The sequence below is a fragment of the Leisingera sp. ANG-Vp genome (genome assembly GCF_000813725.1).
Taxonomy (GTDB): domain Bacteria; phylum Pseudomonadota; class Alphaproteobacteria; order Rhodobacterales; family Rhodobacteraceae; genus Leisingera.
In genome coordinates this window covers 15,342-35,295 of record NZ_JWLD01000019.1, presented here as the reverse complement: position 1 = coordinate 35,295, position 19,954 = coordinate 15,342, and the positions used below count along the sequence as shown (strand labels likewise).

Annotated in this window: 18 protein-coding genes; 6 read left to right on the top strand and 12 right to left on the bottom strand. The window is 61.8% G+C overall.

Going from position 1 to position 19,954, the window contains the following annotated elements:
• Positions 1 to 2 precede the first annotated feature (2 nt).
• Positions 3 to 1,232, top strand: a complete 1,230-nt coding sequence (locus RA20_RS07520; protein WP_039126224.1) for a cytochrome P450 — start codon at positions 3 to 5, stop codon at positions 1,230 to 1,232.
• A 27-nt stretch (positions 1,233 to 1,259) separates the two neighbouring features.
• Here RA20_RS07520 and RA20_RS07515 read toward each other — a convergent pair whose 3' ends face one another.
• A complete protein-coding gene (locus RA20_RS07515) occupies positions 1,260 to 1,874 on the bottom strand; it encodes a response regulator (RefSeq protein WP_039126334.1) in 615 nt (204 codons plus the stop codon).
• A 319-nt stretch (positions 1,875 to 2,193) separates the two neighbouring features.
• On the opposite strand from RA20_RS07515, the gene RA20_RS07510 reads away from it, so the two are divergent.
• Together RA20_RS07510 and RA20_RS07505 are read left to right on the top strand one after the other, a co-directional pair.
• Positions 2,194 to 2,691 carry a molybdopterin-dependent oxidoreductase gene (locus RA20_RS07510; RefSeq protein ID WP_039126223.1) on the top strand — a complete coding sequence of 166 codons (498 nt, stop codon included), beginning with the start codon at positions 2,194 to 2,196 and terminating at the stop codon, positions 2,689 to 2,691.
• 25 nt (positions 2,692 to 2,716) lie between these two features.
• Positions 2,717 to 5,200 carry a hybrid sensor histidine kinase/response regulator gene (locus RA20_RS07505; RefSeq protein ID WP_039126216.1) on the top strand — a complete coding sequence of 828 codons (2,484 nt, stop codon included), beginning with the start codon at positions 2,717 to 2,719 and terminating at the stop codon, positions 5,198 to 5,200.
• A gap of 56 nt (positions 5,201 to 5,256) precedes the next feature.
• Here RA20_RS07505 and RA20_RS07500 read toward each other — a convergent pair whose 3' ends face one another.
• The 5 genes from RA20_RS07500 to RA20_RS07480 all read right to left on the bottom strand — a co-directional run bounded on the left by RA20_RS07500 (position 5,257) and on the right by RA20_RS07480 (position 10,276).
• Positions 5,257 to 5,631, bottom strand: a complete 375-nt coding sequence (locus RA20_RS07500) for a GtrA family protein (RefSeq protein ID WP_052248880.1) — start codon at positions 5,629 to 5,631, stop codon at positions 5,257 to 5,259.
• The gene (locus RA20_RS07495) at positions 5,628 to 6,623 is read right to left on the bottom strand and encodes a glycosyltransferase family 2 protein (protein WP_082017938.1); all 996 of its coding nucleotides are present in this window, start codon (positions 6,621 to 6,623) and stop codon (positions 5,628 to 5,630) included. The genes RA20_RS07500 and RA20_RS07495 overlap by 4 nt, the downstream gene beginning before the upstream one ends.
• Positions 6,620 to 8,143, bottom strand: coding sequence for an ArnT family glycosyltransferase (locus RA20_RS07490; RefSeq protein WP_152618454.1), 1,524 nt, complete (start codon positions 8,141 to 8,143; stop codon positions 6,620 to 6,622). Before RA20_RS07490 ends, RA20_RS07495 begins: the two co-directional genes overlap by 4 nt.
• A gap of 125 nt (positions 8,144 to 8,268) precedes the next feature.
• The gene (locus RA20_RS07485) at positions 8,269 to 9,573 is read right to left on the bottom strand and encodes a sensor histidine kinase (RefSeq protein WP_052248878.1); all 1,305 of its coding nucleotides are present in this window, start codon (positions 9,571 to 9,573) and stop codon (positions 8,269 to 8,271) included.
• A gap of 25 nt (positions 9,574 to 9,598) precedes the next feature.
• Entirely contained in the window at positions 9,599 to 10,276 is a 678-nt protein-coding gene (locus RA20_RS07480) for a response regulator transcription factor (protein ID WP_039126213.1), read from the bottom strand.
• A 518-nt stretch (positions 10,277 to 10,794) separates the two neighbouring features.
• Here RA20_RS07480 and RA20_RS07475 point away from each other — a divergent pair.
• From RA20_RS07475 to RA20_RS07465, 3 genes are all read left to right on the top strand, one after another.
• On the top strand, positions 10,795 to 11,910 hold the full coding sequence (locus RA20_RS07475; protein WP_039126211.1) for a hypothetical protein: 1,116 nt from the start codon (positions 10,795 to 10,797) through the stop codon (positions 11,908 to 11,910).
• A gap of 66 nt (positions 11,911 to 11,976) precedes the next feature.
• Positions 11,977 to 12,951: an amidohydrolase family protein gene (locus tag RA20_RS07470; RefSeq protein WP_193748792.1), complete on the top strand. Its 975-nt coding sequence runs from the start codon at positions 11,977 to 11,979 to the stop codon at positions 12,949 to 12,951.
• Positions 12,952 to 12,986: 35 nt separating this feature from the next.
• On the top strand, positions 12,987 to 13,841 hold the full coding sequence (locus RA20_RS07465) for an alpha/beta hydrolase (protein ID WP_039126208.1): 855 nt from the start codon (positions 12,987 to 12,989) through the stop codon (positions 13,839 to 13,841).
• Positions 13,842 to 13,958: 117 nt separating this feature from the next.
• Here RA20_RS07465 and RA20_RS07460 read toward each other — a convergent pair whose 3' ends face one another.
• From RA20_RS07460 to dctP, 6 genes are all read right to left on the bottom strand, one after another.
• Entirely contained in the window at positions 13,959 to 14,567 is a 609-nt protein-coding gene (locus tag RA20_RS07460) for a YceI family protein (protein ID WP_039126205.1), read from the bottom strand.
• 102 nt (positions 14,568 to 14,669) lie between these two features.
• On the bottom strand, positions 14,670 to 15,461 hold the full coding sequence (locus RA20_RS07455) for an alpha/beta fold hydrolase (protein ID WP_039126203.1): 792 nt from the start codon (positions 15,459 to 15,461) through the stop codon (positions 14,670 to 14,672).
• 254 nt (positions 15,462 to 15,715) lie between these two features.
• Positions 15,716 to 16,675, bottom strand: coding sequence for a LysR family transcriptional regulator (locus tag RA20_RS07450; protein WP_052248877.1), 960 nt, complete (start codon positions 16,673 to 16,675; stop codon positions 15,716 to 15,718).
• A 91-nt stretch (positions 16,676 to 16,766) separates the two neighbouring features.
• Entirely contained in the window at positions 16,767 to 18,080 is a 1,314-nt protein-coding gene (locus tag RA20_RS07445; protein ID WP_039126198.1) for a TRAP transporter large permease, read from the bottom strand.
• 1 nt (position 18,081) lies between these two features.
• On the bottom strand, positions 18,082 to 18,585 hold the full coding sequence (locus RA20_RS07440; RefSeq protein WP_039126196.1) for a TRAP transporter small permease: 504 nt from the start codon (positions 18,583 to 18,585) through the stop codon (positions 18,082 to 18,084).
• Positions 18,586 to 18,653: 68 nt separating this feature from the next.
• Positions 18,654 to 19,625, bottom strand: a complete 972-nt coding sequence (gene dctP / locus RA20_RS07435) for a TRAP transporter substrate-binding protein DctP (RefSeq protein ID WP_193748791.1) — start codon at positions 19,623 to 19,625, stop codon at positions 18,654 to 18,656.
• Between the last annotated feature and the right edge of the window lie 329 nt (positions 19,626 to 19,954).

The following is a 19,954-nucleotide window of genomic DNA, read 5'->3' as shown; positions in this document are numbered from 1 at the left end:
AAATGAGGCAACGCCAGCAAGTATCTGTGAGTGCACAAGGTTTTGATCTCGCAAATCCGCCTCCGGGATTTGCCGAAGATCCGTTTCCATTTTATGACGCATTGCTGCGGGATGCGCCGGTCCTGCCGCAGCCGGATGGGTCTTTGCTGATTTGCCGCCATGCGGACCTGGACCGGATTTACCGTGACACTGTTTTGTTTTCCTCGGACAAGAAGAAGGTCTTTGCCCCCAAGTACGGTGCCGGCTCTCCATTGTTTGAGCATCACACCACGTCGCTGGTGTTTTCCGACCCGCCGCTGCACACGCGGGTGCGCAAGATCATGACCTCGGCCCTGACACCAAGGGCGATTTCAAAGATGGAACCGGGTCTGATCGAGACAGTGGATCACCTGCTTGAGCAGATGGCGGGCCGGGCACATGCGGATCTGATTGAGGATTTTGCCGCTTCGATCCCGATCCAGATTATCGGCAACCTGCTGGATGTTCCTTTGGCGGAGCGGGCGCCGCTCCGCGACTGGTCGCTGGCAATTCTGGGCGCATTGGAACCCGCTCTGAGCGAAGCGCAATTGGCGGCGGGGCATCAGGCTGTTGAGGAGTTCAAGGCTTATCTGGAGGATCTCATCGCCCGGCGCCGGGCTGAACCGGGCGATCCTGAGACGGATGTGCTGACGCGTCTGGTCCGGGGTGAGGGAGCAGATGAGAAACTGAGTGAGATCGAGCTGATCCAGAACTGCATATTCATTCTGAACGCAGGCCATGAGACCACCACCAACCTGATCGGCAACGGGCTGGCACTGCTGAACGATCACCCGGAGCAGAAGCAGCGTCTGCTGCAGCAGCCGGAACTGATCAAACTGGCGGTGGAGGAAATATTGCGGTTCCGCTCTCCCAACCAGCTAGGGAACCGCGAAACGGCGCAAGAGGTGGAGATTGGCGGCGTCCACGTTCCTGCGGGAACAAATCTGCATCTGGTAATCGGGGCGGCGAACCGCGATCCGGAAGTGTTTGAAAATCCGGGTATGTTCGACATCTCGAGGCGGCCCAACCGGCATCTGGCCTTTGCCGGCGGGCCCCATGTGTGCGTCGGGCTGACTTTGGCGCGGCTTGAGGGGAAGATCGCAATCGAGCGTTTCCTGCAGCGCTTTCCGGATTATTGGCTGAAGCCGGACCGGGTATCAGGCGGACGCATCCGCTTCCGGGGTTATACGGCACTGCCGGCAGATTTGCGCTGACTCCGGCGCTTTGCCAGGGCTGGCTTGTCAGAACAGGCCAGCCTCCTTGGCCGTAAGGGCGGCTTGGGTGCGGTTTTTCGCATCAAGCTTGCGGCAGAGCGTGCGCACATGCAGCTTGATCGTCACTTCCTGCAGGTCCAGTTCGCGGGCAATTTCCTTGTTCGACAGGCCGCGGCACAAGCCGTCCAGCACTTCAAGCTCCCGCGGGCTCAGCTTTTCGGCCAGGGGGTGGGTGCTTGCCGCAGCATCTTCGCGCATCAGGTCGACCGGAACATAGATCTCACCCGCGCTCATGAAGCGGACCGCGTTGAGCAGCGACTGCGCGCCCATGGTCTTGGGGATGAAGCCGATGGCGCCGGCATCCAGCGCGTCCTGCGCTGTACGGGCAGGTGCGCTGCCGGAGAGGATCGCAACACCTTTGCCGCCATTGGCTTCCAGCGCCTTGGCCAGGCCGTCAAGCCCCATCATTCCGGGCATATTGTAGTCCAGAAGCACAAGATCATAGGGGCCGTCGCCCGAAATCTGCTCGATCGCACCGGGCAAATCGGTTGCCAAAGTCACCTCGGCCCCGCCTTCAGAGCGAAGATAGGCGGAAATCGTTTCACGGACCATATCATGGTCGTCTGCCAGCAAAATTCGCATGAAGCCACTAGACCTGTTTAGAAATTCCCGATCCCAGTCTACCGCGACAAGGGTTTCGAAACCGTCAACCTTGGATTGCGGCATGGAAAACTGATTTAACATGGGCTGGTGCTCCGGGCAATTGCTGGAATTCTTCTCATTTTATGTCAGAGGGAGAAAGGCCGGTAAGTCAGCATTAGGGTGCCGGCGGTACTCTGGAGGTTGTGCACCCTATACGGAAGGATAGGAGCCTATCCTCTGGTGCCGGTTCCCGGGCAGCCCGTTTGTGGCATGCTTTGCCTGAATGTCGTGCAGAAGGATTGAGGAAAGGAAGGCTGGAATGAGAGGAATGATTGCAAGGGTTGCGGCGCTGGCCATTGTTGTATTCACGGCCTGTGCTGCTGCCGTCTCGGCCAGTGAAGAGGCACCGGTGCTGCTGTCCGTGCGCATTGCGGATGGCGATGCTCCGGCAGCGCAATACACGATTGATGACCTGCGGGCGCTGACGCAGGTGACATTTGAAACGGAAACCATCTGGACCAGCGGGCCGCAGCAGTTCACCGGTGTGCCGCTGGCGGTGCTGATGGAGCGGATGGGGGTGAGCAGCGGCCAGCTGGTTGCGCATGCGGTCAACGATTATTCTGTGGAGATTCCGGTTTCGGATGCGGTTGAGGGCGGCCCGATTGTCGCCTTTGAGCGCAATGGCGCGGAAATGTCGCTGCGCAACAAGGGGCCGCTTTGGGTGGTCTATCCTTATGACAGCAACCCTGCTTACCGGACCGAAGAGGTCTATTCGCGCAGTATCTGGCAGCTGGACCGGATCGTGATCCGGCAGTAAGCGGCGGCCAGGGGCCGGTCGGCTGATGTTTCGCGGGTTTCCCATCATGCCGCGCTGGGTGCTGGCACTGGTGCTGGCTCTTGCGGCAGCGCTGGCGGCGCAATCGGTGCGGCTGGGCCATCAGGTGCTGCAGCAGCTTGAAGGGCTGTCGACCGCTGCAACAGACAATATGCAGTGGAACCTGTCCCAGGCTGAAGTCGAGCACCTGAAACTGGAAACTGCGGTGCTGACCGCGCAGCGGCCGGACGATTTGCCGAAACTGCGGCGCCAGTTTGATATCTATTACAGCCGTATCGCCACCTTCCGCGAAAGCCCACTGTTTGAGGGCCTGCGCCGGAGCCCTGCAGGTGCCGCCCTGCTGCAGCAGATGACCGGCCGGCTTGAGCGGATGGCGGCGGCGGTCGACAGCAGTGATCAGAGCCTGATCGCCAGCCTGCCGGATCTGGCGGCGGAACTACAGCAGAACAGCGGCGATGTGCGCGAATTGGCGCTGTTCGGCGTGGTGCTGCAAGTGGCGGATTCCAAGGATAAACGGCTGAAGCTGTTCTCGATACTGGCGCGGCTGGGCTGGGTGGTTCTGGCGCTTGTGCTGGCACTTGCGCTGGCAACGCTGCTGCTGGGGCGGCTGTACCGGAAGGGGCGCCAGCTGGCAATGGACCGCAGCCGCGCGGCAGCAAGGATGGAGGCGATGATTGCCTCTTCGCTGGATGCAATTCTGGTTGTGGGAGCTGACGGGCGGATCCAGGCCTTCAACGGCGCCGCGGAAACCGTGTTCGGCTACAAGAGCGAAGAGGCCATCGGCCAGCCGATGGTGAACCTGATCGTGCCGGATCATCTGCAGGAAGCGCATAAGGTGGGGATGCAGCGGTTCTTGCAGACCGGCGAGGCCCGTGTGGCGGGCAAAGGCCGGCTGCAGATGGAGGCCAGGCGCAAGTCCGGCGAGCTGTTTCCGGTGGAGCTGTCGGTCTCGGTCAGCCAGTCAGGAACCGACATTGTTTTTGTCAGCTTTCTTAGGGATATCTCGGACCGCATTGCGGCTGAGAAGCAATTGCGCCGGGCGCGGGATGAAGCTTTGGCGGGCGAGCAGGCCAAGCAAAATCTGCTCACGGTGATGAGCCATGAAATGCGCACTCCGCTGACCGGAGTGCTGGGGGCCATCGAGCTGATCGAAAACACCGGCCCAACACCGGAGCAGCGCCGCTACCTTCAGGCGATGCGGGTGTCGGGCGAATTGCTGCTGCATCATGTGAACGATGTGCTGGAATTGTCGCGGCTTGAATCCGGCGCTGCCTCGGAAAAGCTGCGGATTTTTGATCTTGAGGAACTGGTTGGCAGCCTGGTGGAAAGCCAGCAGGCCAGTGCTCAGGGGCGCGGTATCGATTTGTCGCTTCATTGCAGTCTTAACGGCAAGAAGATTGTCGCAGGACGGCCTCGGGCCGTTCAGCAGGTGCTGCTGAATCTGATCGGCAATGCCCTGAAATTCACCGGCGAAGGTGCGGTCAGTGTTGATGTGATGCGGCTGCCGGACGGAAAAACCGTAGAGTTCCACGTCGCCGATACCGGTCAGGGAATAGCGCCCGAGGATCTGGAACGGATCTTCGAGGATTTCATTATGCTGGATGCCAGTTACGGCCGCGGCAGCGAAGGCACGGGGCTTGGTCTGTCAATTACCAAACGGCTGGTGCGGGCCATGGGCGGTACCATCAGCTGCGAGAGCGAACTGGGTGAAGGCAGCCTTTTCTCGATTTCTCTGCCGCTGCCTGCAGCCAAGGCGCCGCCGCCCCGGGCAGAGAAGGACAGGCCGAAGCAGAATGGAGCCTGCCGCCTGCTGATCGCCGAGGACAACGACATCAACCGTGAGCTCTTGGCCACCATGCTGCGGCAGGAGGGGCATCAGGTCACCGCTGTTCCGGGCGGGCGGGAAGCAGTGCAAGCGGCTGGGGAAGGGGTGTTCGATCTGATCCTGATGGACATCAGTATGCCGCAGGTGGACGGGATCGAAGCTTTGCGCCGGATCCGGGCTCAAAAACTGGCAGATGGCACGGATATCGTGGCGCTCACCGCGCATGCCGCGGCTGAAGATCATGCCCGTATCCTGGAGGCGGGATTTGCCGAGGTGCTGACCAAACCGGCAAACAAGGCCGGGCTTGCAGATGTGATTGCGCGCCGGGCCGGCGGCGGGGGCAAAGCACTGCCACGGGCCGAGTCGGATATTCAGCAGTTCTTCGATGCACTGGGACAGGAGAAGGCCCGTGTCTTTCTGCAGGCATTCTGCAAAGAGGTGAAGCAGCTGCAGGAGGAACTGGGCGACTGTGCAGCGCTGGAAGAGGACCATCGCAAGGAGGCACACCGGCTGGCGGGCTCGGCGGCGGTTCTGGGGTTGCCGGATCTGCGGGCCGCAATGCTGGCTATCGAGACCGCCAATGAAGACGCGGAACCGCCGCTTGCGCCGTTCCTGCAGGCCTGGGCAAACGCCGAGGCGGTGCTGGCTCCGCATCTGCAACCCTGACGCAGGCTGGCACGACGGGGTTTCCCGGCCATTCCGCTCCGGCACTTGGGGGCGCGTCAGGTGAAAACCCAGAGGCGGCCAAGCGTGAAATTTACAGCAGCGGAAAATGCCAGAGCCGGCAGGAATGCAGCCAGGGCGGGCAAGTCTGGAACGGCCGAGAGCACGCTCAGCAAAACTTGCCCGGCTGCAAAACCGCCAAGAGACACGGTTGCATATCTGAATAACGGCCGTCTCACGGGGAGGGCGCCTTGCCGGAACGTATACCGGTGGTGGCCAATGAATCCGGCAGCAAAGGCGCATGTGAAACCAAGCAGATTGGCCATCAGCGGCGGAAGTCCAGCGATCAGCCCGGCAGCTCCGGCGATGTAGTGGATCAAGGTGGCCAAGGCTCCCACCGAACAGAAGCGCAGCAGCACGCCGGGCAGTCTCATGATGCCTCCCCGGCCCGGAATTCCTCGGCGACGATGTATCCCGGGCGCTGCTTCACCTCGGCGAACACCCGGGAGAGATATTCGCCGATCACGCCGATGGACATGATCTGCAGCCCGCCCAGGAAGAAGACCGCAGTGGTAATCGTGGCGAACCCTGGCACATCCACGCCCCAGATCAGCGTCTTGAGCACGATCCAGAAACTGTAGGCGATTGACAGGCCGGCGATCCCCAGCCCGATCACCGTCCAGATCCGCAGCGGCCAGTCTGTAAAGGATGTCAGCCCGGTCAGCGCCAGCCTGAACAGGCGGCGGAAGCCGAATTTGCTGTGTCCGGAATGCCTGGGCTTCAGCTCGATCGGAACCGCGCAGGAACGGAAGCCGACCCAGCTGAACAGCCCCTTCATGAACTTGTTGCGCTCCGGCAGCGACAGAAGCGCGTCGGCGACTTTGCGGTCCATCACCCGGTAGTCGCGGGCGTTTTCCGGGATCGGGCATTCGCTGCCCATGGTCAGCAGCTTGTAAAACCCGCGGGTTAGGAAGCGCTTGATCGTACCTTCGTCCTGGCGGTGGGCACGGACAGCAAAAACGACCTCATAGCCCTCGTCGTAGCGGGCCAGCATGTCTTCCAGGGTGGAGACCGGCTCCTGCAAATCAGCGTCCATAATCACCACCGCCGCGCCAGTGCTGCGGGAGAGGCCTGCGCACATGGCCTGCTCTTTGCCGAAATTCCGCGACAGACGCACCGCTGTCAGGGGGATTTGCGGAGCGAGGGCAGTTGCAGCCTCGTAGGTGCCGTCGGTGCTGCCATCGTCGGCCACGATGATTTCATAGGTTCTGCCCAGACGCGTGGCCTCTGCGGCCACGGCCCGCAGGGTCTCTTGAATGTTGCCTGCCTCGTTGTAGGCCGGGATGACAAAGCTGAGGTCCGGAACCGGGTCTGGAACAGCAACAGGATGGGGCAGGTGCAGGCTCAAGGGCTCGGAAATGCTCATCTCAGAGCTCCTTCGCGGATGATGTTGCGAGAGTACAGAACATGCCGTCCGAACTGGCCGATCCGCTGGTACTCAGGAAGCAGATGCGGGACGGCGGAAAACTCATCGGCCTGCGGGATGGCCAGGGAATGCGGCCCGGGAGGCAGCAGGTGCAAATCCGAAAGGCCCGGCAGGGTGAGGGCTTGGCCGCGGGTGTAAAATTCGCCTGAAAAACTGCGCTTTCCAGCATAGTAGAGCGGGACAAGCGCATTGATCTCGTTGTGCTTGGCCACCAGTTCCCGTTCGCTGCGGAGATTGACTGCGTGCGGGGCGGCATAGGCAAGCACCGCATAAAAACCGCCTGTGAAGATCACAAAGACTGAGCAGATCGCAAACAGCACGCGCGGCGCGCGGGCGGGGCGGGCGCCCCAGGCATCCGTGCAGAGCAGGATCAGAAGTACAGCTGCGGCAGGCAGCCCGGGCAGGGTATAGGCCGCCAGGATGTTGGCGGAGGCGGTGAACAGCAGAAGCGGCGACAGGGCCCAGAACAGCAGGTAGCTGCGCAAATGCATCCGGTCGCTGCGGAAACCCTGCAGCACGCGGCGCGGCATGAACAGCAGCGGTGCAAAGGCGAGGGACCAGGGCAGGAAGGCCAGTGCCCAGTCGCCCCAGATCGCGCCTTTGGGCCGCTCATGGCCGTTGCCGTAAAGGTCGCCTTGCCAGTCCGGGACAGTGAAGCGCTCAAAATGCTCGCCGATGATGAAGTAGTTCAGGAAACCGGGAGTCTTCAGTTCCGCGGCAAGGAACCAGGGCAATGCAAGCAGGGCTGTCAGCGCAAGCCCGCTGGCCCAGGGCAGTTTGCCGGCTTCACGCCAGCGGCCCGTGGCCAGTCCCCAGAGAACAGCGGGAATACCGCAGAGAACAACGGCCACCGGTCCTTTGGCCAACAGCCCGACGGCAAGGCCGGCAAAGGCAAGCCAGCCGTGCAGACGGCTGCCGTTTGCTGTTTGCAGGCAGTTCCAGAGACCCACCATGGCCATGATGATGCCCAGAGTCATGACCAGATCGGTCATGACAAAGGCCGAAGCGCCGAAGAACAGGACCGAGCTCGACAGTACCGTCACTGAGACTAGGGCTGCGCCGGATCCTGCCTGCTGCCGGACCCAGCGGTAAAGCAGCCACAAGAGCAGGATAGCGCAGGCAAAGATGAAGATGCGGGCGCCAAAGCCGTTCACGCCGAACAGCTCCATGCCGACGGCCGACAGCCAGGTATGCAATGGCGGTTTGCCCCAGAAAGGAACGCCATAGTCGAATTGCGGAGTGATCCAGTCGCCGGTCTCCACCATCTTGCGGGCAATCTCGGCATAGCGCGCCTCGGTGGTGTCGGTGAAGGGCAGGGTAAAGACGGCTGCCAGCCGCACCAGCCCCAAGGCAGCAAGGATCGACAGCAAGGTGAGGGTATCGGTGCGGGATAGGCGGAGTATCCCGGCGTCGGAAAGGTCCCGGTCCCTATCGGGGTGCGGCTCTGCAATCTCTGACACGGCGTGCGCTCCTGTGAATTAGAGCGGCACAGATAGGCAGGCTGCTTGTCTGAAAAATCCAGGCAAACTTACAAATCTGTAAGCATGTAATTTTCTGTAACGCGTTACTTTTTAGAGACAATTCCCTAGGCGGAAAACCGCGCCCGGACGTGAAGGCCGCGTCCGCCTGAGCCGGGGGACAGGATGAGCCTGGCGTCATGCGCGTCGGCAATCGCTTTGACCAGGGCCAGTCCCAGCCCGGCGCCCGGCGTGGTCCGGCTGCGGTCCAGCCGGACCGAGGGTTTAACGACCTCGGCATAGGCGTCCGGCGGCAGCCCGGGGCCAGTGTCGGCCACTCCCAGCTCGGTCTGGCTGGCGATCAGGGTGATGCGGCTGCCAGGCGGAGTGTGGCGCATTGCATTTTCGATCAGATTGGTGAGCATCTGTGTCAGCAGGACTGCGTCACCCTGCACCCGCCTGTTGCCTGAAATTTCGGTGGCGAATTCAAACCCGGCATCCTCTGCCACCGGGGCAAAGGTGGTGGCAGCCTCGGCAGCGATCTCGGGCAGGCTGACCTGTGCAAACCGTTTGCGGGCATTGCCGCTTTCCAGCCGCGCGATACGCAGGAAGGCTTCAAACACGGCAATGATGTGGTCAGCCTGGGTAAGGGCCGCCGCCACGTTGCCCTTGGTGTCTTCAGGATCCTCCAGCAGCAGTGCGTTTTCCAGCCGAAGGCGCAAGCGGGCTAGCGGGGTTTTCAGGTCATGGGCGATATTGGCGGCAATGTTGCGGGACTGGTTGAACAGCACTTCAAGCCGCTCAAGCGTGCGGTCGATGTTCTGGGCGAGGTCATCAAGGTCGTCCCGTGCGCCTGCCGGGGCTACACGCGCCTCCAGCCGGCCCGAAGCGACCTGGTCCAGCACCCGTGCCATTCGGGATAGGCGTTTTTGCGAATGAAAGCTGAAGACTGCCCCCAGAAGAACTGCAATCAGCGACACGGCCAGGCCGATCGTGAAAAAGGTCAGAGGCACAATGATGAGTGTGAAGGTACCGGTGCCAAGGTTGCTTCCAACTACCAGGACACTGCCGCTTGCTTCGCCGGCGTAATAGTACCAATGCCCCCCCGACATCGCCAGCGGGGAGTCGGTGCTGCGGTCCCACCGGTCATCGTCAAACAGCCCTCGCAGGGTAAAGATGCCTTCGGGCGCTTCGGCGGCGCTAGACGCGTTTGCTTGAAAATAGACGGCGTCCTTCCCGTCGTTGGCATAGTCGGCGGGATCGAAGCCGCGGGATCGGATGTCCTCGGCAATCACCGCGAACCGGGCGCTCAGATCCTCTTCGACCCGCTGATCGAATTCGCTGCGCACAATCAGGCCGGCCAGGACCGCTCCGGCGATCTGCAGCAGGAACAGGCACAGCGCCAGCACCAGCGACTGCCGCAAGGCGGACATCCGCAAATACCGCCGGAAGAGCCGCCTATGGGTCAAACACATACCCCGCGCCGCGAATGGTCCGGATCACCGCATCTCCAAATGGTTTTTCGATCTTGCCCCGCAGGCGGCTGACATGGGTTTCCACCACGCTGGTGGTCGGGTCGAAATTCAGCCCCCAGACCTTCTCCAGCAGCATATTGCGGGTCAGCACCCGGCCCTTGGACCGCATGAAGGCTTCCAGCAGCCGGAACTCTTTGGTGTTCAAGTCCACCGGCTCACCGCGCCGGGTGCATTTCTGCTTCAGCAGGTCCAGCTTGATATCGCCGCAGCTGAGCGCGGTTGCCTCAGACGCGCCGGGCCGCAGGGCGCGGCGGCCCAACGCTGCGACCCGGGCTTCCAGTTCGGAAAAGGCAAAGGGTTTGGACAAGTAATCATCGGCGCCGGCCTCCAGCCCCTCGACCCGGTCCTCAACCTCGCCCAAGGCGGTAAGGAACAGAACCGGTGTCATGACCTCAGCCGCCCGAAGGGTCCTCAAGACGCCAAGCCCGTCCAGGTCCGGTGTCATCCGGTCGAGGACCAGAACCTCGTAATCCGATGTGGTTGCCGCGATCAAGGCTTCGCGGCCGCTGGTGAACCAGTCGACAACATGGCCGCTGCGGGTCAGCCCGTCGCGTACCCAGCTGCCAATCTCTCCATCATCTTCCAGCAGCAGAACGTGCATTCTGTCTCTCTTGTTTACTGATGCCCGCAGCGCAGCCGAATGTTTGCCCGCTGCTGCCGGGAGGCCCGGGAAGAGCTTGGGAAGGAGGCCCGCTCTTCGCGGCTTTGCAGCTTAAAATAATGCCGCAATTGCCGTGGCGCAAAGGCGAACTGGCAAGTTTACAAAACTGTATGGATTGCGTCAGGCCGCTGCCAGTGGCGGACCTGCGCGGCGGGCCCGGCAGGGCGTCTTTGACAAGGCTCTGTGCAGGCCTTTGAATTTGCGTGAAAACTCAAGCCTCATGACGCCCGGTTATAGGGCGCGTTCCTGAATTCATTACCTTTCGCCAGGCCTGCAGGGTAGCAGTTGCGGCGGCACGAGAACACTCGGCGGCAGTTACCAAAATCGATCAGGACAGGCTTTCCGGCGATGGCCGGAAGCCCACGGAACCGGTGTGCCAGGCACAGCCGGCCGGCGGTGCCTTGCTTGAGGAGGCAGGCAGCGCCGGGAAGGGACGGAACTAGGGAGGACCCAAAAACATGACATCCACCACACTGAAAATCGCGGCGTTCAGCGCAGCGCTGATGATGCCCGCCGCTGGCTGGGCTGATGAAGATTATGACGCCAACCTCGCGGTGCCGGATGAAGAAGAAGACGAGGGTTATGATCCCAATAAGCCCTACTATGCCGAGCTGGAGCTGGAGTACTTCAATAACAACTCAAACTTTGAGTCTGAGAACGAGTATTCGGCGACCCTAAGCCTTGGGTACTATTTCAACGAAAACTTCTCAATCAACGGCGTGGTACTCGGCGCGCCTGTCAAAGGCGACGGCTTCTTCCCGAATGACTATGACTTCTACTTTGAAGAATTGTACCTTGCGGCGGAATTCGACCGCTTCGGTTTTTTCGGGGGCAAGTTCAACCCGACGTTCGGCATCGGTTATGACGACGCAGTGGGCTATCTCTACAGCGCCGAATACTTCTATGGCTATGAGCTGGTCGAGCGGCTTGGCGTTGGCGCCACCTATACATTCGGCGATGCTTCGGGCGGCGAGCATACCCTTGGCGCCAGCGCCTTTCAGCTGGACACCAGCTCGCTGGCCCGCAGCTTCTTCCGCGGCGAACAGCTGGCCTCGCGGGCAGACGGCGGCCTGAGCAATCACAGCGGCCTGGGGTCCTACAATCTTTGGCTGGAAGGCAACGATGCCTTTGGCGTCGAGAACTCGCGCTACAACGTGACTTACCGGTCGCAGGACGGCGGTGCGCCGGATGAGGAGACCGAGACCGGTTTTGCCATCGGCGGCGCCAAGCTGTTTGAACTTGCCAACGGCAACGAGCTGGAAGTCTACGCTGAACTGGTCAGCCTGGATAACTCGCTGGACGAGGGGATTTCCTTTGACCAGGATTCGCTGATGGCAACCGGCGCCTACTACTTTGGCGGCGATTGGGTCGCGTCACTTGGCGGCGGCATCCAGCGGATCGGCAACAGCAGCGACACCACCGAAATGGCCAATGGCAACAACCGTTTTGTCACGGCTTCAATCAGCCGGAACTTTGGCGATCTTTATGCAGAGCTGGCCTACAAGCGCGATGAGACCAACGGCGTGTCGTCCAATTCGGCCGGTATCTTCCTGTACTACGGGTTCGAGTTCTGATCCCCAAACAACCTGAGACAGCGCGCCGGACCCTGTTCGGCGCGTTCTTTAGCAAAGGAGAACCCCTTGTCAAAAAACGGTAATCTGCGCGGCGGCGCTGGGCTGATCGACGTTCACACCCATCTGCTGCCCTCCTGGTACACCTCGCGGCTGGGCGAGCAGGGCATGGTCACCATCGGCGGGCGCAGCCTGCAGGAGCCGGATCTGCAATGGACGCCGGAACGGGCACTGGACTACAAGGACCGCTGCGGCATTGAAACCTCGATCCTCTCCTTTACCGACCCCGGCGCCTCGATCGGGCCTAAGGATTTCTCGATTGCCCTGGCGCGGGAGTGCAACGAGTACCTGGCCAGGCTGAAGCAGGACCACCCAACACGGTTCGGGGCCTTCGCGGTGCTGCCGCTGCCGCATGTGGACGAGGCGCTGGCGGAGCTGGAGTATGCGCTGGACACGCTGAAGCTCGACGGTCTGGTGCTGCTGTCCAACTATCAGGGGATTTATCCCGGCGACGAGCGGTTTGAGCCGCTGTTTGCCGAACTGTCGCGCCGCAAGCTGCCGGTCTTCATCCATCCGGGCCTGCCGCAGTACGACCTGCCGTTGCCGTATTACCCCTGGATCATGGAGTTCGTCTTTGACACCACCAGGGCCGCGGCCAACATGGTGCTGTCGGGCACGCTGGACCGGCACCCGGGCATTCCGATCATCCTGTCCCATGGCGGCGGCACGCTGCCGTATCTGAGTTTCCGTCTGAAGTCCGCTGACATGATCCATGGCTTCGATCTGGAGCGGGACGTGCTGGAGTATCTCAAGGACTACTACTACGACACCACTTTCTCGGCGGCGGCCTTCCCGATTGCCACGATGCTGGAGCTGGTGGAGACCGATCACATCCTGTTCGGCTCCGACTATCCGTTTGGGCCAGGCTGGCTGACCGAGCATTCGGTCAAGGATCTGGCGGAAAACAGCAGGCTGAGCGATGCGGACCGGGCGCTGATCCACCGCGGCAGCGCCGAAAAGCTGTTTCCGCAGTTCGGACGGTAATCCATAGGCAATCCGGAAGCAGAAGGAGGCAGCACATGGCCAATCTCTACCGCAAGTTCAAAACCCAGGCCGAGCTGGATGTTCAGTATGACGTCGAAAGCTCGGTGCCGGATTTCGGGGTCTACCTGCGCCATTTCGAGGAGCAGAACGCCAAGGCATTGGCCACCCTCAGCCCGCAGATGAAGCTGCGTTATGGCGAGACGCGGCCGGAATACCTGGATTTCTACCCGGCTGAAGGCGAGGCGCCGCCCTTGCTGGTATTCTTCCACGGGGGGTACTGGCGGATGCTGGCAAGCGAGGATTTCGCCTTTGCGGCGCTGGGGCCCGTGGCGACGGGCTTCAGCGTTGCCAATGTGAACTACACCCTGTGCCCGAACGTGACCATGGACGAGATCGTGCGGCAGTGCCGCGCGGCCGTCGCCTGGCTGATCCGCAACGAGGATCTGAAGTTCGACCGGCGCAGGGTGATCGTGGCGGGGCATTCCGCGGGCGGCCACTTGACCGCCATGTGCCTGCTGACCAATTGGGAAGAGGACTACGGCCTGCCAAATGACTGCCTGGCAGGCGGCATTCCGGTGAGCGGGCTGTTCGACCTCAAACCCTTTCCATACACCTTCCTGCAACCTGCCTTGCAGCTGGATATGGCGCAGATCCTGCGCAACAGCCCGCAGTTTCACATCCGCTCCGGCTTGCCGCCGGTGCATGTGACTTACGGTGCTGCAGAGTCCACCGAATTCCACCGCCAGTCCGAGGAATTCGCCGATGCCTGGGAAGCGGCTGGAAATTCCGTGACCCGCTACGCGCAGCCGGACAAAAACCACTTCACCGCAATGGCTGAGTTCGAACAGGCAGGCACCCCGGTCATGGAGGTTCTGCGGGGGATGGTCTGAACCGCCAGCGCAAGGGGTAAGTCTGAAACAGGCCGGTGCAGAGATCTGCACCGGCCTGTTTGTTTGCCGCGCCTTGCGGAAAGAGTGCGGAACGCGGCGGCGCTCCGCACCGGCAGTTCATTCCACGATCTGGTGGAACTCAGCATTGATGAACAGGGTGACTTCGTCGCTGGCGACCGGGATCAGCATGCCAAAGCCGAAGTCCGAACGGTTGAACTTTGCCATTGCCTCAAACCCCATGACAGCGCCGTCTGCGTGCTTACGCTCTCCCAGCGCGCCGATCAGGCTGACCTCCATCGAAATGGGCTTGGTGACACCGAGAAAGGTGAGGTCACCGGTCATCTCGCCGCTGTTGTCTCCGGTCATGCTGAGGCTGGTAGCAGTGAACTCGGCCTTGGGGAATGCATCCGCGTTGAACCATTCAGGCCCTGCCATTTCCGCGTTCCAGTCATGCGCCTCCGGCCAGGGGAAGCCGGTATCCACCGAGGCGGTATTGACGGTGGCAGTCAGCTGGCTGTTTTCCGGATCTGCGGCATCCAGTTCCAGCGTGGCACTGAGGCCGGTAAAGCTGCCGGTGTAGTTCGAGATACCGAAGTGTTTGACCTGCCAATGCAGGCTGGAGTGGGTGGGTTTCAGTTCATAAGTGCCGCTGGGCACCGCCAGCTCTGCTGCATAGACCGGGGCAGCGGCGAGTGAGCCTGCCAGGATGATGTTTGCCAGACGCATGGGTTTTCTCCTGTTGGATAGTAAGAAAAGGCCGCTGCCGGAAGCTGTCCGGCAGCGGCAAGTCAAGCCGCTGCGAGGTGTCCGCGGCTTAGGGGATAGGGGTCAGCCGACGAAGTCGCAGACTGCAGCTGCATAGGCTTCGGGCGATTCCAGGGTCGGGAAGTGCGACACGCCGGGCTGCAGGCGGTAATAGGTGAACCAGGGGTTCGCCTCGGCAGCCTGTTTGTGCAGGGCTTCGTATTCTTCGGTCGCGGGCTGCGAGAAGATATGGGCCACAGGGCGCGACGGTGCCAGCGCCATGATGCGTTTCAGCGGGGTTTCCCATTCGTTGTGAACGCCTTCGATCACGCGGCAGGAGCGGACCCACATCTCCTGGCCGTATTCTTCGAACTCCTTGTAGCAGTGATCAATCACGTCCTGGGACCGGGAGCCGCCGATCCAGATCTTGTAGAGATGATTGCGCACCTCGCTCCAGTGCTCGTCGGTCTGGCCGCGCTTGATACCGTCGTGGAATTCCTGCGGCGGGTTCATCGCCCAGTCGGTCACGATGCAACGGGGAATGCGTTCAATACCCAATTTCTCCGCCAGGCCTATGTTGACCCAGCCGCCGTGCGAACAGGAGATTGGGACGGCCTGCTTGACGCCCTTGAGGTCCAGCACGGCAGCCATATCTTCGATCAGCTCCGCCGCGCCAAATTCGCCGTCGTAGGCGAGGCCTTCGCGATGGCCGCGGTAGTTAACCTGCAGCACGTGATAGTGTTCGGCCAGCAGCGGGATCACATGGCGGTAGAGCCGGTCGTCCTGGCACCAGCCGGTCATCAGCAGCAGCGTTGTTTCGCCTGATCCGGCTTCCTGATATTGCAGCGTGTTGTTGCCTACTTGAATTTCTTGCACTTGAGAGCACTCCTGTTTTGCATGTGCTGGCTGGGACGGGTCCGGTTTTTGTGGTGGTTGTGTCCGGGCGCCCTGCCATGTCCGGCCCGCATGCAAAGAGCAGTCTCTGATTGCGGGCTGCGCGCGATCTGCTGCATCCGCGGGCGGGGCCCGGGATGCCTCCGTTTCCTGCCTGAAATTTACTGGAGCAGCGGGGGCGGGGATAATGAATTTGGCACCTGCCGGTATAACCGTGCGGCAAGACCCGCGGCCTTTCATTCGGGCCGCGGCAGGTTGTCTGCGCCCTCGTTCTCCAGCGCCACAGCCTCCTCCAGCTCGTCAATGAAGATGTCGCGCAGCTGATCCACCACCCGGTCCGAACGCCAGATTGCCACCAGCGGGCCAACCGAAAGCGGCAGCTCGCACGGCACGATCCGCAAGCCATGGCTGCGCTCCAGCGCCTTGGCGACGCATTTCGGCATCATCATGATCGAGTCTGTACTGCGGATCAGCCCGGTGTTGATCGGGATTGACAGCGATACCACCGAGGTTTCGCTCAGCTGTGCGCCCATGGCCGAGACCTCCAGCTCCAGCTGCATGCGGACATGGTTGTCTTTGGGCGGCAGCACCCAGGGGTAGTCGAGCAGCTGCCGGAAATCCGGCTCATCAGCCTCCTGCAGCAACGGGTGTTCCTGGCGGACAACGGCGACAATCCGGTCCCGGGTGATGCCGTTGATGGTGTGATGGCCCTGCTGCGCGGTGTAAGGATAGCGGCCGATCACCACGTCCAGCTGGCCGCCGTCCAGCTTCTCGATCAGATCCTCCATCTTGCCGGTGTCGATCACCAGCGTCAGGCCCGGTGCTTTGGCCTTGGCCTGGATAATGGCCTGGTTGATCGCCTCCCAGTCGGAGATCAGCGAGAACACTCCCAGCCGCAGGCTGCCGGTGTCGCCGCGCAGGGTGGCCTCCAGATCGTCCTGCATGCGCTGGATATCGGCCAGCACATTGCGTCCGTGGCGGATCACCACTTCGCCGGCCGGGGTGGGGCGGGCACCATAGGGCGTGCGGTCGAACAGACGCTCGCCGATATCCTCCTCGATCACTGTGAGCGCCTTGGAGATGGCAGGCTGGGTTATGTGCAGCTTGCCGGCGGCCCGCAGCAGGTTGCCCATGTCGGCAATGGCCAGAACAACCTGGATTTGCCGGATTTTCAGGCGGAGGCGGATGGGCTTCATGGTCTTTCCCTCCGTTTGCCGGGGCGGTCCCGCACCCGCATGGCAAACACGTCTTGAAGGCAGCCCCGAAGGGCTGCCGCAGGAGCCGGTGTCAGGACATGATGCTGACCGGCCAGGTCACCAGTTGCGGGAACAGGTAAAGGATGACGATCGCCAGCACGTCGCAGATGATGAAGGGCGTGGCAGCCTTGTAGATGTCATTCATCGTGGTGCCTTTGGGGGCGACCGCTTTCATCACAAACAGCGCTCCGCCTAGCGGGGGCGAGGTCGATCCGGTCTCAATCGCCACCAGGTACATGGCGGCAAACCAGATCGGGTTATAGCCGAACTGGATCACCACCGGCACGAAGATCGGCAGGGTCACCAGCATGATCGGGATCGGCCCCATGAACATGCCGAGAAACACCACGGTGGCAATCATTACCAGAACAACCGAGCCGGAGCTGATCGGCAGATTGACGATGGTCTGCACCATGCCTTCGGTAGCGCCGGTGAAGGCCAGGATCTGGGTGAAGGCGACGGCGCCGGAGACGATCATCAGCAGCATCACCGAGATATTGGCGCTGCCGAACATCGACTTGCTGAAGGCTTCCCAGGTCAGACGGCGCTTGGCGGCGGCCAGGAGCAGAGTGGCAACCGCGCCTGTTGCGGCGGCCTCGCTGGGAGTAGCGATGCCCATGAAGATCACGCCGACGACCGAGAAAATGATGACACCCAGCGGCACGATGTTGACCGCAGTGGCCGAAAGCTTTTCGGACAAGGGCACCGGTTCCACGTCAAAGGAAGGTGCGACGTCAGGCTCGATGGTGCAGCGGATCAGGATATAGGCGGTGTAGAGCACAGCCATCAGCAGCCCAGGCAGGATGATGGCGATCAGGATCTTGCCGATGGAAAGCTCGGCAACCACCCCCAGAACCACCGCCAGCGAGCTCGGCGGGATCATGATGGCAAGACCGGCAGAGCCCAGGATCGGCCCCAGCGACATGGGCTTCTTGTAGCCGCGCTTCTCCATCTCCGGCACCAGCGAGGATCCGAGGAGCGCAATCGAGCCCATGGAGTTGCCGGTCAGGGTGGAGAACAGTACGCCGCCGCCCACTGCCATGAAGGCCAGGCGCCCGCGCAGCCTCCCGAACCATTTGTCTATGGTGTCCATCAGGTCGACGGCGATCCGCGACTGGAACATCGCCTCGCCCATGATCATGAACAGCGCCACCGGCACCAGGGTAAAGGTCGACAGGGAGTCGACGATGTTCACCACCAGCTGCTCGACCCCGCTCATGCCGCCGAACAGCATGTAGGCGCCGATGAGGTTCACCAGCAGGAAGGAGAAGGCGACCGGAAGGCCCAGCATCATGAAGGTGAGCAAGCCGCCGGTGATCAGGGCGATAACCCAATACCATTCCATGTCAGGCCCCTTTCGCCTGGACGATTGTCCGCAGGAGTTTTCCGGCAAACTGCAGAGCCATCAGCAGCATCACGCCGGGAAAGATGAGTGAGATCCAGTATTTCTGCGGCGCCATGACCGAGGCTTCGCGCACACCGGTGGCGGCCTGGTCCAGCACCACTTGCAGCCCTGCATAGGCCAGCGCCAGGCACAGCAGGGCGCCAGCCGTGTTGTTGAACACCGCCAGCAGCAGTTTCGGCCCGCTGCGCACCGCGTCATAGATCAGGTCGATGGTGACATGCTGGTTCTTCTCCAGCAGGTACGGCGCGCCCAGGAAAGTCAGGTAGACCAGCCCGTATTCGGCAACCTCGATCACCCACAGCCGGGAGACACCGAGGAAGGTGCGCGAGAAGACCTCGAAAAAGATGATGAGAGCAATCCCTGACAGGACGCAGGCCCCCAGGACCGCCAATATCAGGTTGATCCGGCTCAGCAGCCGGCTGCTTCGTTCGTATAGTTCTGGCATGGGGCTTGTCCCGTTTGAACAAAGGGCCGGGCGCTGCTGCCCGGCCCTTTAGCGGTGAGGGGCTGCGGTTACTTGTTCAGCATTTCGCGGAGTTCGGCGGCGGTTTCCGGGTCAATGGACTTGGCCATGGTTTCCCAGGCGGATTCCATTGCCAGCCCCTGGTATTTCTCCTGCTCGGCCTCCGGCAGGTCATAGAGCGCATAGCCGGCCGCTTCCATCTCGCCGAAGGCGTCGCTGATCACACCGCTCCAGCTGGCGTCGATGCGCGGCGCCAGGTCATTGCGGACAAAGTCGACGATGCGGGCCTGCAGCTCCTCGGGCAGCTCATTCCAGGCGTCCTGGTTGACCACGGCGTTGAAGCCGCCCTGATAGAAGCCCGGGGTCACAACCTGCTTCACCACGCCCTTGAACTGGTCGCCCCAGCCCACCGGGCCGAAGACAAACCCGTCAATCGCGCCGCGCTCCATGGCGGTGTAGATTTCGCCGATCGGCAGCACCAGCGGTGCCGCACCCAGAGCCTCGACCATCGGCTGCACGGTGGGAAAGGAGCGGATGCGGCGGCCTTTCAGGTCTTCCAGGGTCTCGATTGGCTCGCGCAGGTAGAAGTGGAACTTGATTTCCGAGGCGGGCACCGCTCCCAGGTAGAACAGACCGCTTCCCTCGTGCAGCGCCTGCATCTTCTCGTTGAAGCCTGCGGCATTCACGCCGGCGTAGTCCGCATTGGTGAAGTAGCGGGTCTTGGCCGCCGGAACCAGCCCGGCATAAAAGCTGGGGTCGGTGAAGGCGATGTCGATGGCGCCGTTGCGGGCGGCGTCGGCCTGGCCGAACATCTGGATCACCTCCGGGCCGCCGCGCCAGTTGATCTGGAACTCGCCCTCGAACTTGGCGTTGATCTCGTCAATGAAGATCCTGAACCCGTGCGACAGGTTGTGGGTCTTCGGGGTCATTGTCACCGCATTCATGGTGATCTCCTCCGCTGCCACGGCGGGGGCCATCATCATGGCGCCAACGGCGGCGAACGACGAAAGAAGGCTCTTCATTTTCATACTCCCTTTGATGTCAGCCGGCAGGCTCCGCCTGACGGCAGGACGCACCGGTCCGGTCCCGGCCGGGTGTCCCGGCGGGATGGTGTGAATTGATGCGTCCGCTGAGTGTTTTCTGAGGGTGGCCGCCGGTTCAGGGCGGCCAGGCCCAATGTCACAAGCCGGACAGTTCCGCGCATTGCGCGGGGATCTGCCGGGACCTGACGCCGCACGAACGGGTTTTCAGGAAGTCCCGGGAGAGGGCCGGTTTCTGCCGCGCTGCTTCCCCGCGCTTCGCAGCCTGCCTCTCAGGACGCAGATTACTGAGCGGTGCCGGCGAAAGGTAA

Bases quoted from the DNA above. Each gene is read 5' to 3' on its own strand.
- RA20_RS07520 (WP_039126224.1), top strand. From the start codon at position 3: ATGAGGCAACGCCAGCAAGTATCTGTGAGTGCACAAGGTTTTGATCTC.
- RA20_RS07515 (WP_039126334.1), bottom strand. From the start codon at position 1,874: ATGCGAATTTTGCTGGCAGACGACCATGATATGGTCCGTGAAACGATT.
- RA20_RS07510 (WP_039126223.1), top strand. From the start codon at position 2,194: ATGAGAGGAATGATTGCAAGGGTTGCGGCGCTGGCCATTGTTGTATTC.
- RA20_RS07505 (WP_039126216.1), top strand. From the start codon at position 2,717: ATGTTTCGCGGGTTTCCCATCATGCCGCGCTGGGTGCTGGCACTGGTG.
- RA20_RS07500 (WP_052248880.1), bottom strand. From the start codon at position 5,631: ATGAGACTGCCCGGCGTGCTGCTGCGCTTCTGTTCGGTGGGAGCCTTG.
- RA20_RS07495 (WP_082017938.1), bottom strand. From the start codon at position 6,623: ATGAGCATTTCCGAGCCCTTGAGCCTGCACCTGCCCCATCCTGTTGCT.
- RA20_RS07485 (WP_052248878.1), bottom strand. From the start codon at position 9,573: ATGTCCGCCTTGCGGCAGTCGCTGGTGCTGGCGCTGTGCCTGTTCCTG.
- RA20_RS07480 (WP_039126213.1), bottom strand. From the start codon at position 10,276: ATGCACGTTCTGCTGCTGGAAGATGATGGAGAGATTGGCAGCTGGGTA.
- RA20_RS07475 (WP_039126211.1), top strand. From the start codon at position 10,795: ATGACATCCACCACACTGAAAATCGCGGCGTTCAGCGCAGCGCTGATG.
- RA20_RS07465 (WP_039126208.1), top strand. From the start codon at position 12,987: ATGGCCAATCTCTACCGCAAGTTCAAAACCCAGGCCGAGCTGGATGTT.
- RA20_RS07460 (WP_039126205.1), bottom strand. From the start codon at position 14,567: ATGCGTCTGGCAAACATCATCCTGGCAGGCTCACTCGCCGCTGCCCCG.
- RA20_RS07450 (WP_052248877.1), bottom strand. From the start codon at position 16,675: ATGAAGCCCATCCGCCTCCGCCTGAAAATCCGGCAAATCCAGGTTGTT.
- RA20_RS07445 (WP_039126198.1), bottom strand. From the start codon at position 18,080: ATGGAATGGTATTGGGTTATCGCCCTGATCACCGGCGGCTTGCTCACC.
- RA20_RS07440 (WP_039126196.1), bottom strand. From the start codon at position 18,585: ATGCCAGAACTATACGAACGAAGCAGCCGGCTGCTGAGCCGGATCAAC.
- dctP (WP_193748791.1), bottom strand. From the start codon at position 19,625: ATGAAGAGCCTTCTTTCGTCGTTCGCCGCCGTTGGCGCCATGATGATG.